The organism is Asticcacaulis sp., assembly GCF_020217185.1.
Classification (GTDB): domain Bacteria; phylum Pseudomonadota; class Alphaproteobacteria; order Caulobacterales; family Caulobacteraceae; genus Asticcacaulis.
The window spans coordinates 1-10000 of sequence record NZ_JAIWNX010000281.1 but is presented as its reverse complement, the minus strand read 5'-3'; the positions used below and the strand labels follow the sequence as shown (position 1 = coordinate 10000).

Below are 10000 nucleotides of genomic sequence, written 5' to 3'. Positions count from 1 at the left end.
CTGTCCACGATCGACTGGTGGATGTGCATGGCCGAGCCTGGCTCCATGGCCATCGGCTTGGCCATGAAGGTGGCGTAGATGTCGTGCTCCAGCGCCGTTTCCTTGATGGTGCGCTTGAACATGAAGACCTGATCGGCCAGCTCCAGCGGATCGCCGTGGCGCAGGTTGATCTCCATCTGCGCTACGCCCGATTCGTGGATCAGGGTGTCGATCTCTAATCCTTGTGCCTCCGAATATTCGTACATGTCCTCGAACAGGCCGTCGAACTCATTGACCGCCGAGATGGAATAGCCCTGACGCCCGGTTTCCGGACGGCCTGAGCGGCCCACCGGCGGTTTCAGCGCATAGTCCGGGTCAATATTCTTTTCGACGAGGTAAAATTCCAGTTCCGGCGCGATGACCGGCTTCCAGCCCTTTTCGTGATAGAGACTGATGACGCGGCGCAGCACCTGACGCGGGCTTTCCTCGACCGGGCGGCCATCAGGATGGAAGGCGTCGTGGATGATCTGTGCCGTCGGGTCGGTCGCCCACGGCACGGCAGCGAGCGTGCGAAAATCCGGACGCAGGAAGATGTCGGTATCGGACTGCACCGTGCCGACAATACCCTCCAGATCGGGGAAGTCACCGGTAATGGTCTGATAGAAGATCGACAGGGGCAGGTTCATCGCCGCGGTGGTCAGGAATTTGCGCACCGGCATGATCTTGCCGCGCGCCACCCCGGCCAGGTCCGGCACCATGCACTCGATCTCTTCGATATTCTGCTCGGCCAGCCAGCCGGCGGCTTCGGAGACGTCGGCGGCCCCGCGCTTGGAAAAGCCGGACTGCGGACGTTTGGACTTCGATTTCATGGGTCACCTGTGGAATGAGGCCCTGACGGCAGAGACTGACGCATGGATTTTTGATCCGGGCCCCGGTTGGGTGCGATCATGATGGCGCGGGTCGCGCGGTTTTGGCAACCCTCCATCAGGCCGTGCTCAAATTGTGATCACAATTTCGGGCGTTTGTCGAGCCTCGGAGGATGACCGCATGCGCTTTGATATCCGGGACGTGTTCACCGGCCTGCCCGTATGGGTCGGGGTGGTCAGCGTGGCCGTCATGGCCGGTGTCGCGGCTCTGGCCGTCGCCTTTATGATCATGGGCTTCGCGCGCTGGCGGGCCCGACGGCACCTGACGGCACTTTATCGCTTTGACGTCAACCGGCTGAAAAAACCGCTCTACACGGTGTGGCCTTTGCTGGCGGAGGCGATTGCCGTGCGCGTGGTGTGGCCCGACGCGGTGCACGTCGAAGCCTTCGTAACACTCACCAAGTTCCTGACCATCCTGCTCATCTACTGGCTGGCCCTGTGTGGCATCGACATCGTGACGGCCAGCGTGTCGCGGCGTTACGACATCACGGTGAAGGACAATCTCAAGGCGCGGCGCGTCCATACGCAGATCACTCTGGCGCGGCGGCTGGCGACCTTTCTGCTGGTCCTGCTGACTCTGGCGGCCATCTTCCTGCTGTTTGATGAGTTGCGCGGTCTGGGCGTCAGCCTTCTGGCATCGGCCGGGGTGGCGGGCATCGTCATCGGCTTTGCGGCGCAGAAGACTTTGGGCAATCTGCTGGCCGGTATTCAGATCGCCCTGACCCAGCCCATCCGGCTGGAAGACGCCGTGGTGGTCGAAGGCGAGTGGGGCTGGATCGAGGATATCACCCTGACCTACGTGGTGGTGCGCCTGTGGGACCTGCGGCGGCTGGTCCTGCCGATCAGCTATTTCATCGAAAAGCCGTTCCAGAACTGGACGCGCACCTCGGCCAGCCTGATCGGCACGGTGGAGCTTTATACCGACTATAGCGTGCCGGTGGAGGCCTTGCGCGCGCACCTTACGGACCTTCTGGCGCGTACCGACCTGTGGGACGGGCAGGTGCAGGTGGTGCAACTGACCGAGGCCCATCCGCAGGTGGTCAAGATCCGCATTCTGGTCAGCGCCGCCGACTCACCCACCGCCTTCGACCTGCGCTGCTATGTGCGCGAAAACATGATCGCCTTCCTCAGCACCCACTACCCCGAAGCCCTGCCCAAAACGCGGGCGCGCATCGAAGAGGGTGGCGCGATGCCGGATAAGGCCGTAAAGCCCGATATCCGCCATCCTGCCGACTCTGCCGCGCCTGTGACCCATGCTGTTTGAGATAACCGACCCCGACGACCCTCGCCTTGAACTGTACCGCGATGTGAAGGACCGTGATCTTACGGGTAGGCAGAGCCTGTTCATGGCCGAGGGCAAGGTGGTGCTGGAGCGTCTGTTCACTTCGCCGGTGGCCGAGACGGTCAGTGTCCTGACGACGCCGGAGCGTCTGGGCGGACTGGCGTCCTTGCCCGACGCGCCGGTCTATGTGGTGCCGCAAGGGGTGATGGATCAGGTGGCGGGCTTTCCTATCCATCGCGGCTATCTGGCGCTGGGGCGCTATGCCCCGAAACAGTCGCTGGCCGAGCGGGTGAGTGGCGCCACGGCGCGCGTTCTGGCCCTGCAAGGCATCGCCAATACCGACAATATGGGCGGGCTGATGCGCAATGCGGCGGCCTTTGGCGTCGATGCGGTGTTGCTCGATACCACCTGCTGCGATCCCCTGTACCGCAAGGCGATCCGCGTCAGCGTCGGCGGTGCGCTTGAGGTGCCGCATTATCGCACGGACGATATGGTGGGCACGCTGAATGAGCTGGGCCTGACTCCCTATGCCCTAAGCCCGTCTGGAGCCGTGACTCTGGAAGAGGTAACCCCTGCGCCGCGCTCCGCCGTGCTGTTCGGGGCCGAAGGGCCGGGCCTGCCGGCGGCGCTTATGGCGGCGTGTCAGACCGTGCGTATCGACATGCACGGCGGCTTCGACAGCCTCAATGTGGCGACCACCAGTGGCATTGTGCTGTATCGCTTCCGCGCGTGATGTGGTATTGTCACACAAAAGCGCTTGATTAAATAAAATTGATATATTTAATGGGCGAAAACAATAGAGGGAGCTGAAAATGAAAACGACCGCCTGGTTGCTGGCCGCTGGCCTGAGTGTGAGTCTGTGTCTGGGGGGCGGTGTGGCCACCGCGCAGGCGCATGAGACGCTGAAGCTGGAAGCGCCGAAACCCAACCTGCTGCCCACCCCGCCTATGGGGTGGAATTCCTGGAACAAATACGCCTGCAATATCACCGAGGACATCGTGCGCAAGCAGGCCGATGCCATGGCGGCGTCGGGCCTCAAGGACGCGGGCTATCAGTATATCGTCATCGACGATTGCTGGCAGAAAAGCCGCGATGCCGACGGCAATATTCAGGTCAATCTGGAGCGCTTTCCGTCCGGCATGAAGGCCCTGATCGACTATGTGCACAGCAAGGGATTGAAGTTTGGTCTTTATTCTGACGCCGGTTCGCTGACCTGCGGCGGCCGTCCGGGCAGTGCCGGGCATGAGTTTCAGGACGCCCGGCAATACGCCCGATGGGGCGTCGATTATCTGAAATACGACTGGTGCTACACGGGCACGCGCGATGCCGAAGCGGCCTATACCATCATGGCCAAGGCGCTGCGCGAGTCCGGGCGCGATATCGTCCTGTCGATCTGCGAGTGGGGCGACAACTATCCGCAGCGCTGGGCCGCGCCCATCGGCCACCTGTGGCGCACCACCGGCGACATCTATGACGCCTGGGAGGGAAAGAAGGGCTATTCGATCGGCATGGTCAACATCCTCGACAAGCAGGTGGACCTGTGGCGCTATTCCGGCCCGAACCGCTGGAACGATCCCGACATGCTCGAAGTCGGCAATGGCGGTATGACGACGACCGAATACGAGTCGCATTTCTCGCTGTGGGCCATGCTGGCCGCGCCGCTGATCGCCGGGAACGACCTGTCCACTATGGACGCCGATACGCTGCGCATCCTGACCAATAAAGACGTCATCGCCGTCGATCAGGACCCGCTGGGGCAGCAGGCCAAGCGCATCTGGAAAGAGGGCGACCTCGAAATCTGGGCGCGTCCGCTGAAAGGCGGCGATCAGGCGGTGGTGCTGTTCAACCGCGGAGCTGCGCCGGCGGAGATGAGCGTCACCTGGGAACAGCTCAACCTGCCTGCCGGTCTGAAGGTTCAGGTCAAGGATCTGTGGTCCAAAAAGGTGACGAAGAACGTCAAGGCACGCTTTGGCGGCACCGTGGCGTCGCACGGCGTGATCATGGTGCGTTTGACGCCGATCATTTGATCACACGTTTGTGAACGGCTAGATCAGGCGCTTTCGCCCTCGGTTTCATCGGACATGCTGCCAAAACCTGTCACCATGTTGCGGTTGGACTGTTCCGGCATCATCACCTCGCCCTCGCGCAGCGTGTCGCGCCACGCCTTCAAGAGCGCGGCGCGGCGGCGCGGGAAGGGGATGTCGAGCGGCTTCCAGCTCAGTATGCGTTCGGTACGGAAGTGCCGAAACGCCTGTTTCAGTTCGCACCACACCACCAGTATGCGCAGGTGGTCGAAGAAGCCGAGCGCGATGGGCCAGACGGTGCGTTCGCTGACCGTGCCCTTGAGGTCGATATAGCTCATATAAACGCAGCGTTCCGAACGAATGGCCGATCGGATCAGGGCCGGGTCGATATGGGCTTCGGGCACGGCCAGACCACGCCCGACCAGCAGGCCGCGCTGCGTCAGGTCGTCACGGATGGCAGCGGGCAGGTGCGGGCTTAGGGCCTGAATCAGGCCTTGTGCCGCTTCGCCTAAGCGCGGTTCGGCGCGATCGGCGACCCACAAGGCCCCGGTGATCAGGGCTTCGATCTCTTCCGGCGACAGCATCAGCGGCGGCAGGCGATAGGCCGGTTTCAGCACATAGCCGATGCCCGGCGCGCCTTCGATGGGGGCCCCTTGCGCCTGCAAAGCGGCGATGTCGCGGTACAGCGTGCGTAGCGACGTCCCCAGCTTGGCGGACAGGGCGCGTCCGCTGACGGGGGCGCTGTGTTCGCGCAAGGCTTCGAGCAGGGCGGCGTGGCGGTCGGCGGTCTTCATGTGGCGAGTGTAACATGCTGCCAAAAAATTGCAGCATGTATCGGTGAACGCGCGTTTTTTCAGTCCCGAAAACGTGTCCGGCGCCTGCATTGACTCCCGCTGCGGCAAGGGTTTACGCCTTGTTGCATCAGCAACCGACGCAGAAGCGGTTGCGACCTAAAAAAGGGAGCCCACATCATGCACGCAGCGGCCATTGTCGGCTGGGGTCATACGCCGTTCGGACGGCTGGACCTGTCGCTCGAAGCGCTCATTCAGACGGCGGCGCGTGAGGCGCTCAGCGACGCCGGGATCAGCGGAGCCGACGTCGATGCGGTGTTTCTGGGGCTATACAATGCCGGTCTGACGCCCGACGGTTTTTGCGCCTCGATGGTGCTGGGGGCCGATGAAGGCCTGCGCTACACACCCGCCACGCGGCTGGAAAACGCCTGTGCGTCGGGATCGGCGGCGCTCTATGCGGCGATGGACGCCATTGCCTCGGGGCGCATAAACACGGCGCTGGTCGTCGGGGCCGAAAAAATGACGGCGCTCGACGGGGCGGGCGTGACCCGCGCTCTGGGGGCCGCCAGCTATCAGGCCGAAGAGGCCGGCCTGTCCTTCCCCGACATCTTTGCCCGCTTTGCCCGCGCCTATGGCGAACGCTACGGCGATCCGACCCTGGCCATGGCGCATATCGCCGCCAAAAACCATCAGGCGGCGCTCAGCAATCCATTGGCGCAGCTCAAAAAGCCGCTGTCGGTCGAATTCTGCGCCACGGTGTCCGAAAAGAACCCGCTGATTTCCGACCCCCTGAAAATGACCGATTGTTCGCTGGTGTCGGACGGGGCGGCGGCCATCGTCCTGACCCGCGTCAACCGGGCCACAGACTTCCGCCGCGCCGTCGGTTTCCGCGCCGCGGTTCAGGTCAATGACCTGCTGCCCTTGTCGGCCAAGGACATGACCGACTTTACCGGCCCGCGTCTGGCCTTTGAGCGCGCCTATGCGCAGGCGGGCGTCTCGGTGTCTGACCTCAGCTTTGCCGAGGTCCACGACTGTTTCACCATCGCCGAACTGCTGGTCGCCGAAGCCATGGGGCTGGCCCCCAAAGGGCAGGGGGCAGAGTTTATCATCGCCGGAGGCACGGGTCGTCAGGGGCGGTGCCCCACCAATATGTCCGGTGGGCTGAAGGCCAAGGGCCATCCGGTCGGGGCCACGGGCGTTTCCATGCATGTCATCGCCGCGCGGCAACTGTGTGCGGAGGCGGGCGAGATGCAGCTGCCTGACCCGAAGCTCGGTCTGGCCTTCAATATGGGCGGCGGTGCGGTCGCCAACTATGTGAGTATTCTGGAGAGACTGTCATGACCTCACCCGGTGCCCGATTTCGTGCGGTGCTCAAGGCCGAAAGCCCGTTGCAGGTCATCGGCGCGATCAATGCCAACCACGCGCTTTTGGCCAAACGCGCCGGTTACCGCGCCATCTACCTCAGCGGCGGTGGCGTAGCGGCAGGGTCGCTGGGGATGCCCGATCTGGGGATCAGCGGCCTTGAGGACGTGCTGATCGACGTGCGGCGCATCACCGATGTGTGCGACCTGCCGCTGATGGTCGATATCGACACGGGCTTTGGCCCCTCGGCCTTCAATATCGAGCGCACGGTCAAGGCCCTGATCAAGGCGGGGGCCGCCGCCTGCCATATCGAGGATCAGGTAGGGGCCAAGCGCTGCGGTCACCGGCCGGGCAAGGAGATCGTGTCGGTCGCGGAAATGGTTGATCGCGTCAAGGCCGCCGCCAGTGCCAAGACCGATCCGGACTTCTTCCTGATCGCCCGCACCGACGCCATTGCGGTGGACGGGGTCGATGCGGCGATTGAGCGGGCGCTGGCCTGCGTCGAAGCCGGGGCGGACGGGATTTTTGCCGAAGCCGCCTATGATCTTGACACCTATCGCCGCTTTACTGCCGCCGTAAAGGTGCCGGTGCTGGCCAATATTACCGAGTTCGGCAAGACGCCGCTGTTTACGCGCGAGGAACTGGCCTCTGCCGGCGTGGCCATTCAGCTCTATCCCCTGTCGGCCTTCCGCGCCATGAACAAGGCCGCCGAGACCGTCTATGAGGCCATCCGCCGCGACGGCCATCAGAAGACTGTGCTGGACCTGATGCAGACGCGCGACGAGCTGTATCAGCGCATCGACTATTACGACTACGAACAGCGCCTCGATGCGATGTTCAATAAAAACAAATAACCGGAGGGAACACCCATGAATGCCGTCAGCGAGTTACCCAAAGGGGAGGCGACCACCGCCTTCAAACCCAAAAAGTCGGTCGCCCTGTCGGGTATGGCGGCGGGTAATACCGCCCTGTGCACGGTGGGGCGCACGGGGAATGATCTGGCCTATCGCGGCTACGATATTCTCGACCTGGCCCAGACGTGCGAGTTCGAGGAGGTGGCGTACCTGCTGGTGCACGGCACCCTGCCGACCGTTGCGGAGCTGGCGGCCTATAAGAGCAAGCTGCGCGCCCTACGTGGCCTGCCGGTCAGCCTGAAGTCGGTGCTGGAGCAGATACCGCCCTCGGCGCACCCGATGGATGTGATGCGCACCGGCGTGTCGCTGCTGGGCTGTCTGGCGCCGGAAAAGGACGACCACAATGCGCCTTCGGCCCGCGACATTGCCGATAAGCTGATGGCGTCTCTGGGGTCGATGCTGCTCTACTGGTATCACTACAGCCACAATGGCAAGCGCATCGAGGTCGAGACGGACGACGACTCCATCGGCGGGCACTTCCTGCACCTGCTGCACGGCGAAAAACCGCGCGAGAGCTGGGTGAAGGCCATGCACATTTCGCTGATCCTTTATGCCGAGCATGAGTTCAACGCTTCGACCTTTGCCGGGCGCGTGATCGCCGGGACGGGCTCGGACATGTATTCGTGCATTGCCGGGGCCATTGGCGCGCTGCGCGGGCCCAAGCACGGCGGGGCCAATGAGGTGGCCTTTGAAATCCAGAAGCGCTACGCCACCCCGGACGAGGCCGAGGCCGACATCCGCGCCCGCGTCGAACGCAAGGAGGTGGTGATCGGCTTTGGCCACCCGGTCTATACGGTCTCCGACCCGCGCAATGTGGTGATCAAACAGGTCGCCCACGACCTTAGCGTCGAGCAGAGTTCGCTGAAAATGTACGCCATAGCCGAGCGGCTGGAGCGGGTGATGTGGGAGGTCAAAAAGATGTTCCCCAATCTCGACTGGTTCTCCGCCGTCTCCTACCACCGCATGGGGGTGCCGACGGCCATGTTCACGCCGCTGTTTGCCATAGCGCGCACCGCCGGCTGGTCGGCGCACGTGATTGAGCAGCGCATCGACGGCAAGATCATTCGCCCCAGCGCCAACTATACCGGCCCCGAAGACCGCGCCTTCGTCAGGATCGAAGACCGGCAATAACCTCCTCCCTGTCGCGTAGCGATGGGGAGGTGGCTGCGAACGAAGTGAGCAGACGGAGGGGGATAACGCCCCAAAATCCAGCGCACTCGATCTTCACAGTCAGCCCCCGTCACCGCTTCGCAGTCTGGCACTGGCCGCCCGGCCCTCCCCATCGCGGCGCGACAAGGGAGAAGAAAGAAGAAACCATGTCCACACATATCCCCAATATCCGCCCTGAACCCGACAGCGTGTTTGTCGATATCGCCGACTACGTGCTGAACTATAAAATCCACTCCGACCTCGCCTATGAAACGGCGCGCAACTGCCTGATCGACACGCTGGGCTGCGGGCTGGAGGCGCTGGACTATCCCGCCTGCACCAAGCTTTTGGGGCCTATCGTGCCGGGCACCACCGTGCCCAATGGTGCCAAAGTCCCCGGCACCCAGTTCCAGCTCGACCCCATACAGGCGGCCTTCAATATCGGGGCGATGATCCGCTGGCTCGATTTCAACGACACCTGGCTGGCGGCGGAATGGGGGCACCCGTCGGATAATCTGGGCGGCATTCTGGCCGTTGCCGACTGGATATCGCGCAATCGCGTGGCGGCGGGCAAGGCACCGCTGACTATGCGCGACGTCCTGACCGCTATGATTAAGGCGCATGAGATTCAGGGTGTACTGGCGCTGGACAACAGCTTCAATCGCGTGGGTCTCGATCACGTCATCCTCGTCAAGGTCGCCTCGACGGCGGTGCTGGCCGGGATGCTGGGCCTGACGCGCGAGGAGATCATCGACGCTGTGTCGCTGGCCTTTGTCGATGGGCAGAGCTTGCGCACCTATCGCCACGCGCCCAATACCGGCTCGCGCAAGTCGTGGGCGGCAGGCGACGCCACCAGCCGTGCCGTGCGGCTGGCTTTGATGGTGCAGAAGGGTGAGATGGGCTACCCCTCGGCCCTGACCGCGCCGGTGTGGGGCTTTTACGACGTGTCCTTCAAGGGCAAGCCGTTCAGCTTCCAGCGCCCCTACGGCAGCTATGTAATGGAGCACGTGCTGTTCAAGATCAGCTACCCGGCGGAGTTCCATTCGCAAACCGCCGTCGAAGCGGCCATGCGCGTGCATCAGGAACTGCGGGCCAAAGGCGTGTCTCCGGACGACATCGCGCGCATCGACGTGCGCACCCATGAGGCCTGTGTGCGCATCATCGACAAGAAGGGACCGCTGCATAACCCGGCCGACCGCGACCACTGCATCCAGTACATGATGGCCGTGCCCATCCTGTTCGGGCGTCTGACGGCGGCGGACTATGAGGACGAGGTGGCGCAGGACGCGCGTATTGACGCGCTGCGTGACAAGATCATCTGCACCGAAGACCCGCAGTTCACCAAAGACTATCACGACCCGGACAAACGCTCGATCGCCAATGCGGTGACTGTCACGCTCAACGACGGCACAGTGTGGGAGGAGATCGTGGTAGAATACCCCATCGGCCACAAACGCCGCCGCAAGGAAGGCATCCCGCTGCTGGAGGCCAAGTTCCGCACCAATCTCAACCGCCGCTTCCCCAAAAAGCAGCAGCAGGCCATTTTCGACCTCAGCCTCGATCAGCAGGCGCT

At 63.1% G+C, this 10000-nt stretch carries 9 protein-coding genes; 7 read left to right on the top strand and 2 right to left on the bottom strand.

All coding sequences use genetic code 11. The features are described 5' to 3' along the window. Nucleotides 1–848 (bottom strand): glutamine synthetase family protein (locus tag LDL37_RS14375; RefSeq protein WP_290799511.1); only part of this gene is annotated, 848 nt, incomplete at its 3' end. 178 nt (nt 849–1026) lie between these two features. Here LDL37_RS14375 and LDL37_RS14370 point away from each other — a divergent pair. From LDL37_RS14370 to LDL37_RS14360, 3 genes are all read left to right on the top strand, one after another. Continuing rightward, entirely contained in the window at nt 1027–2169 is a 1143-nt protein-coding gene (locus LDL37_RS14370) for a mechanosensitive ion channel domain-containing protein (protein ID WP_290799510.1), read from the top strand. Then, complete coding sequence (locus LDL37_RS14365) at nt 2159–2920, top strand: RNA methyltransferase (protein WP_290799509.1); 762 nt, start codon at nt 2159–2161, stop codon at nt 2918–2920. Before LDL37_RS14370 ends, LDL37_RS14365 begins: the two co-directional genes overlap by 11 nt. 79 nt (nt 2921–2999) lie before the next feature. Then, entirely contained in the window at nt 3000–4214 is a 1215-nt protein-coding gene (locus LDL37_RS14360; RefSeq protein ID WP_290799508.1) for a glycoside hydrolase family 27 protein, read from the top strand. 23 nt (nt 4215–4237) lie between these two features. Here LDL37_RS14360 and LDL37_RS14355 read toward each other — a convergent pair whose 3' ends face one another. Next, nucleotides 4238–5005, bottom strand: a complete 768-nt coding sequence (locus LDL37_RS14355) for a YafY family protein (protein ID WP_290799507.1) — start codon at nt 5003–5005, stop codon at nt 4238–4240. Nucleotides 5006–5182: 177 nt separating this feature from the next. Between LDL37_RS14355 and LDL37_RS14350 the strand changes: the two genes are divergently transcribed. The 4 genes from LDL37_RS14350 to LDL37_RS14335 all read left to right on the top strand — a co-directional run. Next, complete coding sequence (locus LDL37_RS14350; RefSeq protein ID WP_290799506.1) at nt 5183–6343, top strand: thiolase domain-containing protein; 1161 nt, start codon at nt 5183–5185, stop codon at nt 6341–6343. After that, nucleotides 6340–7218 (top strand): methylisocitrate lyase, encoded by an 879-nt coding sequence (gene prpB, locus LDL37_RS14345; RefSeq protein ID WP_290799505.1) that lies wholly within the window; start codon nt 6340–6342, stop codon nt 7216–7218. Before LDL37_RS14350 ends, prpB begins: the two co-directional genes overlap by 4 nt. A gap of 15 nt (nt 7219–7233) precedes the next feature. After that, nucleotides 7234–8409, top strand: coding sequence for a 2-methylcitrate synthase (prpC, locus tag LDL37_RS14340; protein WP_290799504.1), 1176 nt, complete (start codon nt 7234–7236; stop codon nt 8407–8409). 185 nt (nt 8410–8594) lie between these two features. Further along, nucleotides 8595–10000, top strand: a 1406-nt coding sequence (locus tag LDL37_RS14335; protein WP_290799503.1) for a bifunctional 2-methylcitrate dehydratase/aconitate hydratase, incomplete at its 3' end; no start/stop codon positions are given.

Coding starts and splice junctions, on each gene's coding strand:
- LDL37_RS14370 (WP_290799510.1), top strand. CDS start 1,027: ATGCGCTTTGATATCCGGGACGTGTTCACCGGCCTGCCCGTATGGGTC.
- LDL37_RS14350 (WP_290799506.1), top strand. CDS start 5,183: ATGCACGCAGCGGCCATTGTCGGCTGGGGTCATACGCCGTTCGGACGG.
- LDL37_RS14360 (WP_290799508.1), top strand. CDS start 3,000: ATGAAAACGACCGCCTGGTTGCTGGCCGCTGGCCTGAGTGTGAGTCTG.
- LDL37_RS14365 (WP_290799509.1), top strand. CDS start 2,159: ATGCTGTTTGAGATAACCGACCCCGACGACCCTCGCCTTGAACTGTAC.
- LDL37_RS14355 (WP_290799507.1), bottom strand. CDS start 5,005: ATGAAGACCGCCGACCGCCACGCCGCCCTGCTCGAAGCCTTGCGCGAA.
- prpB (WP_290799505.1), top strand. CDS start 6,340: ATGACCTCACCCGGTGCCCGATTTCGTGCGGTGCTCAAGGCCGAAAGC.
- prpC (WP_290799504.1), top strand. CDS start 7,234: ATGAATGCCGTCAGCGAGTTACCCAAAGGGGAGGCGACCACCGCCTTC.